Origin of the sequence: Kribbella sp. NPDC050124, assembly GCF_044460355.1 — a bacterium.
Classification (GTDB): Bacteria; Actinomycetota; Actinomycetes; order Propionibacteriales; family Kribbellaceae; genus Kribbella.
The window spans coordinates 268,101-281,873 of the sequence record NZ_JBITJU010000010.1; the positions used below are offsets into that span (position 1 = coordinate 268,101).

Here is a 13,773-nt window from a genome sequence, read left to right on the forward strand (position 1 = left end):
CACCCTCGCCACAGGAGGCTGCCATGACATCGACCGACCGGGACCGCGCCATCATCCTCGGTGGCAGCATCGCAGGCTTGCTGGCGGCGAGGGTGCTCTCCGAAACGTACGCCGAGGTCGTCGTCGTCGATCGTGACGAGCTCAGCCCGGATCCGGCACCACGCCGCGGTACACCGCAGTCGCGTCATCTGCACGGCTTACTCGCTCGCGGCCACGCGCTGCTGGAGGAATTCTTTCCAGGGCTGACCGCCGAGCTGACCGCGGGCGGTGCACAGGTCGGCGACATGCTCGCGGACACCCGCCTGTGCTTCGGGGGGCACTACTTCCGGCAGGGAGCCTCGGGCCTCCCCGCGCTCTGCGTGAGCCGCCCGGCCCTGGAGGCTGCGGTACGGCGACGCGTCCTGGCGCTGCCGCCCGTCCGGGTGCTCGGACGACACGACGTGGCCGGTGTGGTCGCCGAGGGCCGGCGGATCGTGGGCGCCCGGGTGGTCGGCCGTGCCGACGGCAGCGCGCCGGAGGAACTGCCCGGCGACCTCGTCGTCGACGCGACCGGTCGCGGGTCGCGGCTTCCGGTCTGGCTCGAGGCACTCGGCTTCCCGGCGCCGAGGCAGGACCGGCTCGCGGTCGGCGTCGGTTACGCCAGCCGGCGCTACCGGCTCCATCCTGATGCCCTGGGCAACGACCTGGTGGTGATCTCCGCTCCCTGCGCGGCACGGCCGCGAGGTGGTGGCCTCTCGCGGATCGAGGACGGGAACTGCCTGGTCACGCTGATGGGCGTCCACGGCGACCACCCACCGACCGACCCGGAGGGCTTCACCCGGTTCGCCGCCGACCTCGCGCTGCCGGACCTGTCCCGGATCCTGGCGGCCGCCGCACCCCTGGACGATCCGGTCGCCTACCGGTACCCGGCGTCGCGGTGGTGCCGCTACGACCGCCTGGACCGCTTTCCGAGCGGTCTGGCAGTCCTCGGCGACGCCGTCTGCACGCTGAACCCCATCTACGGACAGGGGATGACGGTCGCGGCGCTCGAGGCCGACGCACTCCGCCGGCAGTTGGCCGCCGGCCACCCACTCCTCGGCCACCTTCGCGACACCGGCCGGATCGCGGGCGCCGCCTGGGCCTTGGCGAGAGGCGCCGACCTGTCGTTCCCCGAGACCCCGGGCCGGCGGACGGCCGCAGACCGCTTCTTCGGCCGGTACGTCGGGATGCTGCAGGCCGGCGCCGTACGCGACGAGCACCTGGGACGAGCGTTCCTCCGGGTGACCAGCCTGGTCGATCCGCCGACGGCCCTGCTCCGTCCCGCGGTCGTGGCCCGGGCCCTGGCAGCAGCTAGCCCGGTAGGGCGTTCCACTGCTCGAGCGTCGAGGTCAGGAGCGTCGTGGTCGGCAGGGTCAGGAACTCCGCGCGGGTGACGAACTTCGCGTCGGAGGCGTCGTCACCCGGCGTGAGGCTGCCACCGACGGCTGTCGCCTCGTAGTCGCGGATCACGTAGAGCGCGCCCTTCGGGCCGTCGCGTTCGACCTCGCCGACCAGAGCCCCGACCTCGACGGTCAGACCGGTCTCCTCCGCGACCTCACGGGCCACCGCCGCCGGGTCGTCCTCTCCCGGCTCGACCCGGCCGCCCGGGATCGACCAGAGCCCACGGCCGGGCTCATTCGCTCTCCGGACCACGAGCAGCCGGTGCTGGTCGTCGTACACGAGAGCCCCGACACAGTCGACGCGGTGCGCATCCATGCCACCCCACGATAGGGCCAGCCTGGGGACAACCGCCCGGATCAGGGGGCGGTCACGGATAGCATCAGCCGTGACAGTTGTCCATGGAAGGGATCCGGCACCGCTCGTGCGTATCGACCTGCACACCCATTCGAACCGCTCGGACGGCACCGACCCGGTGGACGTCTTGATGGCGCACGCCAAGCGGGCCGGCCTGGACGTGATCGCGCTCACGGATCACGACACGGCCGACGGGTGGGCCGACGGCCGGATCGCCGCGGAGCGGCTCGGTATCGGGTTCGTGCCCGGCCTGGAGATCTCCTGCAAGCTGCGCGGGATCAGCGTGCACCTCCTCGGGTACCTGCCCGACCCGTCGTACCCGGCGCTGGCCGAGGAGTTGCGGATCGTCCGCGACGGCCGCACCGACCGGATCCCGTCGATCGTGGCCCGGCTGAACGGCCTCGGCGTCGCCCTGACCGTCGACGAGGTGCTGGCCCAAGCGATCGGTACGCCGTCCGTCGGCCGGCCGCACGTGGCCGACGCGCTGGTCGCGAACGGGACGGTCGCCAACCGCAGCGAGGCGTTCGACCGGTTCCTGGCCGACGGCAAGCCCGGCCATGTGTCGCACTACGCGATCGAGCCCGGCCGCGCGATCGACCTGGTCCGCGAGGCCGGCGGCGTGCCGATCATCGCTCATCCGTGGGGCCGGTCCAGCTACAAGGTGATGACCGCGGACACCATCGGCCGCCTGGTCGACGACCACGGGCTGGCCGGGATCGAGGTGGACCACCAGGACCACTCGGAGGAGTCCCGGACGGCGTTGCGCGAGATCGCGCAGGACCTCGGCATCATCTACACCGGCTCCAGCGACCACCACGGCGTCGGGAAGATCGACCACGACCTGGGGGTGAACTCGACCGAGCCGGAACAGTTCGAACGGCTCCTCGAGGTCGCCAAGGCCAACGCTGCCGCCGCCACCGACGCCCAGGTGCCCGAGGCCTACCTCCCGTGAACGATGTCATCAATCTGGCGTTGCTCAGCGAGGTCGTGGTCACGTTGTTCGTGATCATGGACCCGCCGGGCACGGTGCCGGTGTTCATCTCGCTGACCGCCGGCCAGTCCCGCGCGGTCCGGAAGAAGGCCGCCTGGCAGGCGGTGCTGGTCGCGTTCGGCGTGATCGTCGTGTTCGCCGCCTTCGGCCAGCAGATCCTGCACAACCTCGGCATCACGCTGCCCGCCCTGCAGGCCGCCGGCGGTCTGCTGCTCCTGCTGATCGCGCTGCAGCTGCTGACCGACACGGCCGAGGATCCGGTCCAGACCAAGAACGTCAACATCGCCTTCGTCCCACTCGGTACGCCGCTGCTCGCCGGACCGGGTGCGATCGTCGCCACCATGGTCTTCGTCCAGCGCGCGAACGGCTCGCTGCCGGACGTGGTGGCGATCTCGGTCGGCATCATCCTGATCCACCTGGTGATGTGGCTGACGCTGCGGTTCTCCGGCGTGATCATGCGGATCCTCGGCGAGAACGGCGTACTCCTGGTCACCCGGATCGCGGGCCTGCTGCTGAGCGCGATCGCCGTACAGCTGGTCGCGGACGCGGTCACCGACTTCATCAAGGCCGGCTGACATGAGTGACGACATGCTGCCCGGGATGCCGACGCGGTTGTTCGTCGCGACGCCGACGAAACTGCTCACCTTCACCGACTGCAAGCGGAAGTACCGCTACACCTACCTGGAGACGCCGCGACCGCCGAAGGGGCCACCGTGGGCCCACAACACGGTCGGAGCGGTCGTCCACGAGGTGCTCGCCGACTTCTTCGGGCGCTGGCCGGCCTCCCGCCGTACCCCTGACGAAGTGGTCGCCAAGATGCGGTCGAGCTGGCGCAGCGAGGGCTTCCGGGACGAGGTGCAGTCGCTCGACTGGCGGGAGCGGTCGACGTCGATGGTGCTGGGGTACCTGCGGGACTCCGATCCGTACTACGAGCCGCGCGGAGTGGAGCGTACGGTCGCCTTCACGACCGAGCGGGCGTCGCTGCGCGGCCGGGTGGACCGGATCGACGAGCGGCCCGCCCGCGACGGTAGCGGTGGGACCGAGTTGGCGATTGTCGACTACAAGACCGGCCGTCGGCCGCTGACCACCGCGGACGCTCGGTCGTCGCTGGCGATGGCGCTGTATGTGCTGGGTGCGCGGCGGGTGCTGCACAAGCCGTGTACGCGCGTCGAGCTGCATCATCTGCCGACCAACACGGTTGCTGCTGCCGATCATGACGACGCTTCGTTGGCGCGGCACCAGCGTCGGGCCGAGTCGATCGCGGACGACGCGGCGGCGGCTGAGGCTCGGTGGCATGAGGGGTTGACTCCGGCTGAGGCCGATGAGGCGTTTCCGCCGGAGCCTTCGGCGCTGTGCGGGTGGTGTGATTTCGCGCGGATCTGCCCGCAGGGCCGCCGGGTGGCGCCGCCGCGCGAGTCGTGGGCCGGGCTCGACGACAGCGTGCCGGTGGCGGTGGAGGACGCGGGCTGATCTCCTCGCCCGTGCCAGCGGTATGTGCGTGGGGTGCCAGCGGGGTGGTGGATGGTGGCGGCATGGGTGCGAAGACTGTGAACAAGCTGCCGGTTCCGGGGGCGACGCTGCACTACGAGGTGACGGGCTCCGGGCCGGTGCTGCTCCTGATCGCCGGTGGCGGGACGGACGCGGGGATCTTCAGCGGCATCGTCGGCCAGCTCTCGGCCGACTACACAGTGGTGGCGTACGACCCACGCGGCAACTCCAGGAGCCGCTACGACGCCGAGCCCGTGGACGGGTGTGACGCCGAGGCCGCCGACTCCGCCGACGAGGTCGTGGCGCAGGCGACTGAGGATGCGCTGGCCGTGATCGACGCGGTCGCCGGCGACTCACCGGCGTACGTGTTCGGCAGCAGCTCTGGTGCGATCACCGGGCTCGAGCTGATCACGCGCTACCCCGAACGGGTGCGGATGCTGGTCGCCCACGAGCCGCCGTGCGTGGAGGTGCTGCCGGATGCGACCGACGCCGCCGCGTTCTTCCAGGACGTGTACGACACCTACCGGCGGGACGGGCTCGACGCGGCGGACGTGCTGTTCTCGATCGGCACCGGGATGGACCAGGACGAACCGCCGCCGGTGGAGGACCTGCTGCCGGAGTACCAGGAGCTGTTCCGGAGAATGCGCGCCAACGCGGCGAGCTTCTACGAGCACAAACTGCTCCCGTTCACCCGCTACGAACCTGACCTGGACGCCCTCAAACAGGTCGCTCACAAAATCGTCCCCGCCGCCGGCCACGACTCCGCGGAATACCTCCCCGGCCGCCCCATCCAAGTCCTCGCCGACCACCTCGGCTGGCCCGTAGTAACCTTCCCCGGCCCCCACACCGGCTACGCCACCCACCCAGCTCCCTTCGCCACCCTCCTCTCCCGCCTCCTCGAAGCCGAACTCACCTGAACCCCCGGCCGGGCGGGGTCTGAGGGGTCCCCTCCCGGCCGGGCGCGTGGGGAAGAAACCAGTTGACTGCCGGCCGTGGACCGGCGTAGCGTCACGAGCCTTTCCTTGACAACGGTGTGGATTGCCATGCCGTCACAGTGGTGTCCGAACCCCCGGGTCTTTCCAGATCCGGGGTAGTTCTGCGTGCCGCTGGAGCGATCGGACACCACCTCGCAGCTATGAGAGGAGGTTGCCGTGGGCGTCTACTGGGCGATCGGCGTACGGTCGTTCCGCCGGTTCTCGACGTACCGGATCGCCACCGCGTCCGGCGCGTTCACGAACACCGTGTTCGGGTTCATCCTGTGCGGCGTGTACCTGACGCTCTGGCACGAGCGGCCGGGACTCGGCGGGTACGACGTGGCGGACGCGCTGACGTTCGTGTGGTTGCAGCAGGGGTTGCTGATGCCGATCGGGATCTTCGGTGCGACCACCACGGTCGAGCTCGGCGCGCGGGTGCGCAGCGGGGAGATCGCGGTCGACCTGTACCGGCCGACGCACCTGATGCTGTGGTGGCTCTCGGTGGATCTCGGCCGGGCGATGTTCCAGTTGATCGTGCGCGGTGGTGCGCCGCTGCTCATCGGTGCGTTGGTGTTCGACCTGGTGTTCCCTTCCGATGCGCTCACCTGGCTGGCGGTCGCGCTCGGCCTGGTCCTCGGCATCCTGGTGAGTTTCGGCATCCGGTACCTGGTCGCGTTGTCCGGGTTCTGGATCACCGACTCGCGCGGCATGGAGGCGCTGGCGCTGGTGCTGTCGCTGTTCTTCTCCGGCACGATCCTGCCGCTGGTGGTGTTCCCCGGCTGGATCGGCGAGTTCGCCCGGGCGACGCCGTGGGCCGCGACCCTGCAGGTGCCGATCGACATCTGGCTCGGCCGCAATCCCGGCGGGATCGGGTCCGCGCTGCTGTTCCAGTTCGGCTGGTTCCTGGTGCTGCTGCTGGCCGGTCAGCTCGTCACGTTGTTCGCGACCCGGAAGGTGGTGATCCAGGGTGGTTGAGCGGCTCCGCCGGGCGCCGGCGCAGTACTGGATGCTCGTCCTGATGTGGATCCGGTCGGCGCTGGCCTATCCGGCGTCGTTCGTGCTGATGCTGTTCAGCACGATGCTGATCACGGTGACGGACTTCGCGGCGATCGTGCTGATGTTCAGCCACATCGACGCGTTCGGCGGGTTCAGCCTCGGGGAGATGGCGTTGCTCTACGCAACGGCTTCGATGACGCTCGGGCTGGCCGATCTGTTCACCGGATCGATCGAGCGGGTCGGGCAGCGGATCCGCGCCGGCTCGCTGGACGTGTACCTGATCCGCCCGGTGCCGGCGTTCATCCAGACCGCCGCGGACGAGTTCGCCCTCCGCCGGATCGGCCGGCCGCTGCAGGCGGCCGTCGTCCTGGTCTTCGCACTGACCAACCTCGACGTCGACTGGACCGTTGCCAAGGGCATCATGCTGCCGTTCTCGATGATCTTCGGATCGGTGATCTTCGCCGCGATCTTCGTCCTCGGCGCGGCGTTCCAGTTCCTCGCGATCGACTCCGCCGAGGTGGCCAGCGCGTTCACCTACGGCGGCCAGACGTTGACGCAGTACCCGTTGAGCGCGTTCGGCAAGGACATCGTGCGGGCCGTGACCTTCGTCGTACCGCTTGCCTTCGTCAACTACTACCCGGTGCTCTTCGTGCTGGGCAAACCGGCCCCGTTGGGCCTGCCGTCCTGGATCGGCCTGCTGTCCCCGCTGGTCGCCGTCGTGATGGTCGCGCTGGCGTCGTTGGCGTGGCGAGGCGGTCTCCGTCGCTACCGCAGTACAGGGAGTTGAGCAGTGGCAGTCATCGAGTTGGAGAACGTGTCCCGTGCCTTCACGGTGACGTCGCGGGCCGGGTTCCGCCGTACCCGCCGCGTCGTGAACGCCGTGGACGACCTGTCGTTCACCGTCGAGCCGGGGGAGGTGGTCGGCTACATCGGGCCGAACGGCGCGGGGAAGTCGACCACGATCAAGATGCTCACCGGCATCCTGGTGCCGAGCGGCGGAACGATCCGGGTCGCGGGCGTGGACCCGTCGCGGCACCGGCTCAAGCTGGCCAAGCGGATCGGCGTCGTCTTCGGCCAGCGCACCACCTTGTGGTGGGACCTTCCGCTGAAGGACTCGTTCGCCGTACTGCAGAAGATGTACGGCGTCCCGCTCGCCAGGCACCGCGACAACCTGGCGACGTACGTCGAACTGCTCGACCTCGAGGACCTGCTCGACGTACCGGTCCGTCAACTGTCGCTGGGCCAGCGGATGCGCGGCGACATCGCGGCCGCGTTGCTGCACGACCCGGACATCGTCTACCTGGACGAGCCGACGATCGGCCTGGACGTGATCAGCAAGGCCCGGTTGCGTGAGTTCCTCGCCCGGGTCAACGCGGAACGCCGTACCACCGTCATCCTCACCACCCACGACCTCGACGACATCGAGGCCCTGTGCTCCCGCGTCATGGTCATCGACCACGGCCGCCAGATCTTCGACGGCACCCTGACCCGCCTCAAAGCCAGCCAGTCAGCTCCCCGAACCCTGGTCGTGGACCTGGCCACCTCCCTCCCTCCCATCACCGTGCCCGGCGCCACCGTCATCAAGGTCGACGGCCCCCGCCAGCACCTCACCTTCCCCACCACCACCAGCGCAGCCCCCCTCCTGGCCGAGATCGCCGCCAACTACCCCCTGGTCGACCTCACCATCGCCGAACCCACCATCGAATCCGTCATAACCCAGCTCTACACCCAACCAGTCAAGGGTTAACCCCAGCCGCAATAGCCAACACATCCGCAGGCTTCAGAGGTCTCGGATCGGCCCGCCACCGCTCCAGCGCCTCGGAATCGTCGTCAAGCCGGCCGATCGCCCCCTCGTCGATCAGCCGCCGAGCCTCCGCCGGCCCGATCTCCGTGTACGAGAACCAGCGCTCCATGTAGTAGTCGTTGCGCAAGGCATTGTTGTCATGAAACCTCCCCGTGTTGGCCACATAGGCATACATGTGCTCGTGCGCCAACGCCGCCACCCAGACACGTCGCTCGTCTTCTTCCTGGGTTTCCCCTCGTAGCGTGGAGACATCCCCTTAGAAGGTGAGGGCGATGGCGGAGGCACGACGGAAGTTTGATCGGGAGTTCCGCGAGGGCGCGGTCCGGATTGTCCGGGAGACGGGTAAACCGATCGCGCAGGTAGCCCGCGAGCTGGGCATCAACTCGGGCACGCTGGCGAACTGGGTGGCCACCGACCGGCGGGCTCGCGGTAGTGACGGGCACTTGAGTGCGGATGAGCGGGCAGAGCTGGCTCGGTTGCGTCGGGAGAACGCCGAGCTGGCGATGGAGCGCGATGTCCTCAAGCGCAGCGTGGCCCTCTGGGTCAAGGACGCGATGGGCCGGTAGCCGTGGCCGCGTTCATCGCCGCCCAGAGGGAGCAACACGGCGTGCCACACGCGACTAGCTGCCGGGCGCTGGGGGTCAGCCAGGCGTGGTTCTACAAATGGCGACATGGCGACGCCTCACCGCAGCATGCCCGTCGCGAACAGCTGAAGGTGGCGATCGGGCGGTGGTTCGCAGCCCACCAGGGCAAGTACGGGTCGCCGCGGATCACCGCCGATCTGCGCGATGAGGGCTGGCGGGTCAGCAAGAACACCATCGCCAAGCTCATGGCCGAGCTCGGGTTGCAGGCTCGGCGGAAACGTCGCCGCAAGCAGACCACCCGCCCCGGCCGGGGGAAGTGGCGGGCACCAGACCTGATCGGCCGCGACTTCGGTGCCGGCGAGCTGAACCGCAAGTGGTACGGCGACGGGACCGAGATCGTCACCGACGAGGGCAAGCTGCACCTGGCCAGCGTGCTGGACATGGCGTCGCGGCGGATCGTCGGGTTCTGCCTGAGCGAACACCACGACGCCGAGCTCACCTACGACGCGCTGGTGATGGCGGTCGCGGTCCGCGGCGGCCGCGAAGCCGTCACCGGGGTGATCATGCACACCGATCAGGGCAGCGAGTACACCGCCGGCAGCTTCCGGGCCGCCTGCACCCGACTGGGCATCACCCAGTCCATGGGCCGGGCCGGGTCGGCGCTGGACAACGCCGTCATCGAAGCGTGGCACTCCACCGTCGAATTCGAGCTGCGCATGCTCGAGCATTTCCACACCAAGACCCAGGCCCGCACCCGGGTGGCGGCCTGGATCGAGGAGTACAACCACGACCGGCGCCACTCCGCGCTCGGCATGCGCTCCCCGATCGACTACGAACTCACCCACCACACCGGCCACGAACCAGACCACGACCAGGCAGCATAAACGACCAGCTCCCGCACACCGAGTCTGACCTCGCCCTCGCCGACGTCAAGGCCAAGCCCCTCCGGGGTGGCCTCCGGCCAGCCCTGACCCCGACTCCGGCCGAGCCCGCCGGGCAGCCAGCGGGAGACCGGCCAACGACCGAAACACCAAATCTCAAGTCTCTACGGTTTCAGGGGATTGCCGTCCACCAGGTAGAGCTTCATCGGAGGTCCGCGATGACTGTGGCGAACATCTGCTCGGGGACGAAGGCTTTGCGGTCGGCCTGCCATTCGGTCAGGTGGTCTGTCATCCATTCACTGTCGAGTGGGTCGAGACCGGCGTCGATCAGAGCCTTGGCCCTGGACACCGTGATCTGCTCGTACTGGAGCTCCTGGTCCACGAAGAAGTCGTCCCGCAGCCCCTCGTTACGGTGGAACTTCCCCGTGTCCGGTACAAAACCGTAGACATCCTCGCCGACAACAGCCGCCAGCCACAGGAGGCGCTCCCCGTCTCTCACGACGTACAGACTCACATCCATCAGCACCTAGGCGAGGTCGGCGGCCAGGGAGGCGAAGACGATTTCGGGATGCATGCCGTCCGGGTCGTCGCGCCACCGCTGGAGTGAGTCGGCCAGCTCCTGCTCGTCCACCGTGCCGACGCCGGAGCGCATCAGTCGCTGGGCCTCGGCGATGCCGATTTCGGCGTACTCCAGCTCGTTCAAGAAGTAGTAGTCGTGCCGGGCTCCCTCGTTCCGGTGGAACTTTCCCGTGTTGGCGACGTACGTCCAAACGTCCTCATCCACCAACGCCGCCACCCACAACTCCCGCTCCCCGTCCTTCACGAGGTACAACCGCGTCATTTCCCCATCCCGTTCCGCCGATCCTGCGTCGGCTGGTGCGTTGGCTGTTGTGCGACACCGGCAGCGCCCGCCCGGGGCTTAGCCTGATCAGCTCGGTGTGTCGGACTCTGCTTACCGTAGCTAACGGCGCGGACTGCGACGCCGCCGAGTTCTACGAGGTCGTCGATTCCGGCGGGCTGCGCCATCCGGTCCGACAGCGCGATGCATTCGCGCCGCGCCGCATCGCGCAGGTCGCGCGGCTGCTTGGTATCGCGTTCGATCTCGTACAGCGGTGTCGTTTGCTCCTTCACGTCGATCGACTCGCCCGAATGCACCTGCAACTCGATGCGTTCCCCCTGACTGCGCAGGAAGGCGTGCAATCCCTTGTAGCGGCTGCCTTCGACGTAGGAGTGGATCGCCGACTCCATTTGCCACTGCTGGTTCTGCAGGCGCTCGATCGCCCTGACCGCGGCCTTCGTGATCTCATCCGGATGCTTCACCGCGGCCGTGTAGCGAAGGACATCCTCCGGGTCGTGGTTTGAGCGTCGGTAGTAGTCGGCGTACTTCACCAGCTTCCGGGCCAGCGACTCGGGTGACTTCAGCCGGTTGGCCAGGTGGTACGGCGCGGCGTCGGCTCCAAGGGCCGAGATCACGGCAGCGGTGATCCGGTCCTCGACGGCCGCCGCCTTCGTCAGCCGTCGGAGGCTCTCCGCCGCAGCACCCGCGCCGTACTTGGCGGCTATCTCCGCCTTCGTTGCGATCGGTGCACCCCAGTCGAGGGGTCGTTCAACCGTGAGGCTCGCGTGCAGGTCGGTGGGCTCGGGGAGGTTGTGGAGGGCAGTTGGCATGAGTTCCCCAGGTCGATTGGTTTCTTCGAAGGTAGTGAGTGAGGAAGGGGCTGTGGGGTGGGAATTGGGATCTGTGGATAAGTCGGGGTGGTTACGGATGGGGTGGGGGTGTGACTTGGGGTGGGTGGGGTCGTTGGATTTCGGGTAGGGACCCAACCGGAAGTGGGATTCGGGGGTAGACGAGGTATGCCGACGATGACGGAAGAGCCGGCTGTGGTGGTGGGGCCGCCTTCGGACGGGGCCGGGTTTGCGGAGTGGGTGCGGCCGCACCTGCCCCCGATGGCCCGGTTGGCGGCTCGGCTTGCCGTGGGTGCGGACTGGGACGACATTGTGCAGGAGGCGCTCACGCGGGCCTGGGCGAAGCGGAGTCAGTACGACGCGAGTCGTGGGACCGCCTCGGCCTGGCTGCTCGCGATCACCGCGGACCAGGCCCGGAAGGCGGCCCGGCGGCTGCGGCCGGCCGGGGAGCTGGAGGAGCACGACGGACCGGTGTCGCGGCCGGACCTGGACGCCCGGATGGACGTCGACCACGCGCTCACGAGTCTGTCGGCACGGCAACGCCTCGCGGTGGACTGTTACTACTTCGCCGACCTGTCGATCGCCGACACGGCCGCGGTGATGGGCTGCACCGAAGGCACCGTCAAGTCCACCTTGTCCGATGCGCGGGCCCGCCTGCGCACCCTGCTGGAGGTGACCGAATGAACCCGACCGACGAGGTCGACGACCTGCTGGCGCGGGCCGGTGCGCGGTGGCGTGCGGATCAGCCGTCAGCCCCCGAGCCCGACCTGGACCGGATCATGGGCGGTCGTCGCCGCCCCCGCGCCTGGGTCCCGGCCCTGGCCGCCGCCAGCGTCGCCGCGATCGCCGCCGCGGCGCTCACCGTCCTGCCCGGGGGCAACCAAGAGCCGACTGCCGGAACCAGCGAGACCCCCCAGTCATTTGCTGAAGGCAACCAAGACGACCTGCTGGTGCGCGACGGTGACCGGGTCCGGGTCGGCGGCCAGGTGATCGCCGTACCGGGGAAGGACCCGGTGTACTGCCCGCCGCTGCCGCAAGCCGCGATCGGGTGGCCGAAGGGGAAGGAACCGGCCCCGTCCTGTCCGGCGCAGTACGCCGTGACTCTGAAGAACCTCGACCTGAGCAAACTCGCCGGCGCCGAGACGATCAAGGGCGTGCGCACCGGTCAGGCCATCGTGACCGGTGTCTGGACCGGCCGGACGATCGACGTCCAGGACCAGGAAAGGCCGGAGACCCGGTCCATCACAGCGGGGCTGAAGGTCCCACCGGACGAGGTGCCGTGCCCGGCGCCGGCGGGCGGCTGGAAGACCGTTCCGAACACCATCGACAAGGCCGCCGTGGCCGACTTCCTCGCCGGCCGGGAGAACCAGGCCACGGATCCCCGGCTGCTGTACCCGAAGGGCCGCGTGCCCGGCGCGCCGGAGGTGTACACGATCGGCGTCGCGCACGTCGATCCCGCAGCCTTCCGGACCGCGTTCGAGAAGGTGTACGACGGCAACCTCTGCGTTCACCAGGTGAAGTACAGCAAGACCGATTTGGCCAGGATCGGCGCGTCGGTCGGCGACCTGATCGGCAAGGGCCTCGGCGTCTACGCCTACGGCCCCGGCGACATCGACAAGTTCGGGATCACGGCCCTCGTGTACGACGAGAAGCTGAAAGCCGCCCTGGCTCCGGCCGGACTGGACAACTTCCAGCTCGAGGTCTCGGTCAAGCCGGTCAAGTAGTCAGCGGTCGTGGAAGAACCGCACCAGTAGCTTGGCGGTCGCGGCCGGCTGCTCGATGGCGGGGGAGTGCAGGGCGTCCGGGATGACCTCCGCCTCCACGCCGAGCACGGAAGCCATCTCGCGCTGGACCGGAAGCGGCCAGCCGTCGTCGCCCTCGCCGTACAGGACCTGTGCCCGTACGCCGGACTTCGCCAGCTGATCGGTTTTGTCCTGCGCGTCCATCAGCCGCCGGGTGATCTCGGCCAGGCTGACCGGGACGTTGCCGGTGAACCGCTTGCGCAGGAAGGCAGCGATCTCCTCGGGCGGCGCGACGTACCCCGCGGCCAGGCTGTCGTGCTGGAGCTTCAGGTCGTACACCTGCTCGATCGGCAGCTTGTCGAGCCCGTACGCCAGCATCTGCAGGCCCTGCAGCTTCGCCTCGTCGGTGAACGCCGCCGGGCCGGAGCACAGCAGGCTGATCGTCGAGAACACCGACGGATCGGTGAGGACCGCCTCACGGGCAACCAGTCCACCGAACGAGTGCCCCACCAGTTGGCTGTAGCCGCCGAGCGCCTTGCTCATCGCGACCACATCGGCGCCGAGCTCGGCCAGCGAGTACGCCGCCGGGTCAACTGGACCGGGGGTCTCGTACTGGCCGCGCTGGTCGACCGCCACCGTGCGCCAGCCGTAGCGGCACAGGTGGTCCACCAGCGGGGTGAAGTCCTCCTTGCTGCCGGTCCACCCTGGCACGAGCAGCACAGTGCCCAGCGGTGTACCGATGTCCGGCACCGCCATCAAGGTCGCGAAGGACCCACGGTCGGTCTCGAGGGTCGCAGGGTGGACCCCGTCGGGCAACGTCAGCGAACGTGGCGTACTCACAAGTAAAGAGACTA

18 protein-coding genes are annotated in these 13,773 nt (G+C 68.9%); 12 read left to right on the plus strand and 6 right to left on the minus strand.

Features of this window, described 5'->3' with window-relative positions:
• Positions 1 to 23: 23 nt before the first annotated feature.
• Positions 24 to 1,412, plus strand: a complete 1,389-nt coding sequence (locus ACIBL3_RS24270; protein WP_396355811.1) for an FAD-dependent oxidoreductase — start codon at positions 24 to 26, stop codon at positions 1,410 to 1,412.
• Here the strand turns inward: ACIBL3_RS24270 and ACIBL3_RS24275 are convergent.
• On the minus strand, positions 1,330 to 1,734 hold the full coding sequence (locus ACIBL3_RS24275) for an NUDIX hydrolase (RefSeq protein ID WP_396355812.1): 405 nt from the start codon (positions 1,732 to 1,734) through the stop codon (positions 1,330 to 1,332). The genes ACIBL3_RS24270 and ACIBL3_RS24275 overlap by 83 nt on opposite strands.
• A gap of 106 nt (positions 1,735 to 1,840) precedes the next feature.
• Between ACIBL3_RS24275 and ACIBL3_RS24280 the strand changes: the two genes are divergently transcribed.
• From ACIBL3_RS24280 to ACIBL3_RS24310, 7 genes are all read left to right on the plus strand, one after another.
• Positions 1,841 to 2,725 carry a PHP domain-containing protein gene (locus ACIBL3_RS24280; RefSeq protein WP_396355813.1) on the plus strand — a complete coding sequence of 295 codons (885 nt, stop codon included), beginning with the start codon at positions 1,841 to 1,843 and terminating at the stop codon, positions 2,723 to 2,725.
• Positions 2,722 to 3,339, plus strand: coding sequence for a MarC family protein (locus ACIBL3_RS24285; protein WP_396355814.1), 618 nt, complete (start codon positions 2,722 to 2,724; stop codon positions 3,337 to 3,339). The genes ACIBL3_RS24280 and ACIBL3_RS24285 overlap by 4 nt, the downstream gene beginning before the upstream one ends.
• Before the next feature lies 1 nt (position 3,340).
• Complete coding sequence (locus tag ACIBL3_RS24290; protein ID WP_396355815.1) at positions 3,341 to 4,234, plus strand: RecB family exonuclease; 894 nt, start codon at positions 3,341 to 3,343, stop codon at positions 4,232 to 4,234.
• Positions 4,235 to 4,296: 62 nt separating this feature from the next.
• Positions 4,297 to 5,169 carry an alpha/beta hydrolase gene (locus ACIBL3_RS24295; RefSeq protein ID WP_396355816.1) on the plus strand — a complete coding sequence of 291 codons (873 nt, stop codon included), beginning with the start codon at positions 4,297 to 4,299 and terminating at the stop codon, positions 5,167 to 5,169.
• A 234-nt stretch (positions 5,170 to 5,403) separates the two neighbouring features.
• Positions 5,404 to 6,201 carry an ABC transporter permease gene (locus tag ACIBL3_RS24300; protein WP_396355817.1) on the plus strand — a complete coding sequence of 266 codons (798 nt, stop codon included), beginning with the start codon at positions 5,404 to 5,406 and terminating at the stop codon, positions 6,199 to 6,201.
• On the plus strand, positions 6,194 to 7,009 hold the full coding sequence (locus ACIBL3_RS24305; protein ID WP_396355818.1) for an ABC transporter permease: 816 nt from the start codon (positions 6,194 to 6,196) through the stop codon (positions 7,007 to 7,009). Before ACIBL3_RS24300 ends, ACIBL3_RS24305 begins: the two co-directional genes overlap by 8 nt.
• Positions 7,010 to 7,012: 3 nt before the next feature.
• Positions 7,013 to 7,969, plus strand: a complete 957-nt coding sequence (locus ACIBL3_RS24310; protein ID WP_396355819.1) for an ATP-binding cassette domain-containing protein — start codon at positions 7,013 to 7,015, stop codon at positions 7,967 to 7,969.
• Here the strand turns inward: ACIBL3_RS24310 and ACIBL3_RS24315 are convergent.
• A complete protein-coding gene (locus ACIBL3_RS24315; RefSeq protein ID WP_396355820.1) occupies positions 7,959 to 8,225 on the minus strand; it encodes a hypothetical protein in 267 nt (88 codons plus the stop codon). The genes ACIBL3_RS24310 and ACIBL3_RS24315 overlap by 11 nt on opposite strands.
• Before the next feature lie 73 nt (positions 8,226 to 8,298).
• Here ACIBL3_RS24315 and ACIBL3_RS24320 point away from each other — a divergent pair, with 73 nt between their 5' ends.
• The gene (locus ACIBL3_RS24320; RefSeq protein ID WP_396355821.1) at positions 8,299 to 8,592 is read left to right on the plus strand and encodes a transposase; all 294 of its coding nucleotides are present in this window, start codon (positions 8,299 to 8,301) and stop codon (positions 8,590 to 8,592) included.
• A gap of 2 nt (positions 8,593 to 8,594) precedes the next feature.
• Positions 8,595 to 9,494 carry an IS3 family transposase gene (locus tag ACIBL3_RS24325; protein ID WP_396355822.1) on the plus strand — a complete coding sequence of 300 codons (900 nt, stop codon included), beginning with the start codon at positions 8,595 to 8,597 and terminating at the stop codon, positions 9,492 to 9,494.
• Positions 9,495 to 9,693: 199 nt separating this feature from the next.
• Here ACIBL3_RS24325 and ACIBL3_RS24330 read toward each other — a convergent pair whose 3' ends face one another.
• The 3 genes from ACIBL3_RS24330 to ACIBL3_RS24340 are packed head-to-tail and all read right to left on the minus strand — an operon-like array spanning position 9,694 to position 11,315.
• The gene (locus ACIBL3_RS24330) at positions 9,694 to 9,990 is read right to left on the minus strand and encodes a hypothetical protein (RefSeq protein WP_396355823.1); all 297 of its coding nucleotides are present in this window, start codon (positions 9,988 to 9,990) and stop codon (positions 9,694 to 9,696) included.
• 27 nt (positions 9,991 to 10,017) lie between these two features.
• Positions 10,018 to 10,332: a hypothetical protein gene (locus ACIBL3_RS24335; protein WP_396355824.1), complete on the minus strand. Its 315-nt coding sequence runs from the start codon at positions 10,330 to 10,332 to the stop codon at positions 10,018 to 10,020.
• A complete protein-coding gene (locus tag ACIBL3_RS24340; protein ID WP_396355825.1) occupies positions 10,329 to 11,315 on the minus strand; it encodes a hypothetical protein in 987 nt (328 codons plus the stop codon). The genes ACIBL3_RS24335 and ACIBL3_RS24340 overlap by 4 nt, the downstream gene beginning before the upstream one ends.
• Positions 11,316 to 11,354: 39 nt before the next feature.
• Here ACIBL3_RS24340 and ACIBL3_RS24345 point away from each other — a divergent pair, with 39 nt between their 5' ends.
• Complete coding sequence (locus ACIBL3_RS24345) at positions 11,355 to 11,861, plus strand: RNA polymerase sigma factor (RefSeq protein ID WP_396355826.1); 507 nt, start codon at positions 11,355 to 11,357, stop codon at positions 11,859 to 11,861.
• The gene (locus ACIBL3_RS24350; protein WP_396355827.1) at positions 11,858 to 12,901 is read left to right on the plus strand and encodes a hypothetical protein; all 1,044 of its coding nucleotides are present in this window, start codon (positions 11,858 to 11,860) and stop codon (positions 12,899 to 12,901) included. The genes ACIBL3_RS24345 and ACIBL3_RS24350 overlap by 4 nt, the downstream gene beginning before the upstream one ends.
• Here ACIBL3_RS24350 and ACIBL3_RS24355 read toward each other — a convergent pair whose 3' ends face one another.
• Positions 12,902 to 13,759 carry an alpha/beta fold hydrolase gene (locus tag ACIBL3_RS24355; protein ID WP_396355828.1) on the minus strand — a complete coding sequence of 286 codons (858 nt, stop codon included), beginning with the start codon at positions 13,757 to 13,759 and terminating at the stop codon, positions 12,902 to 12,904.
• Positions 13,760 to 13,773: the final 14 nt, after the last annotated feature.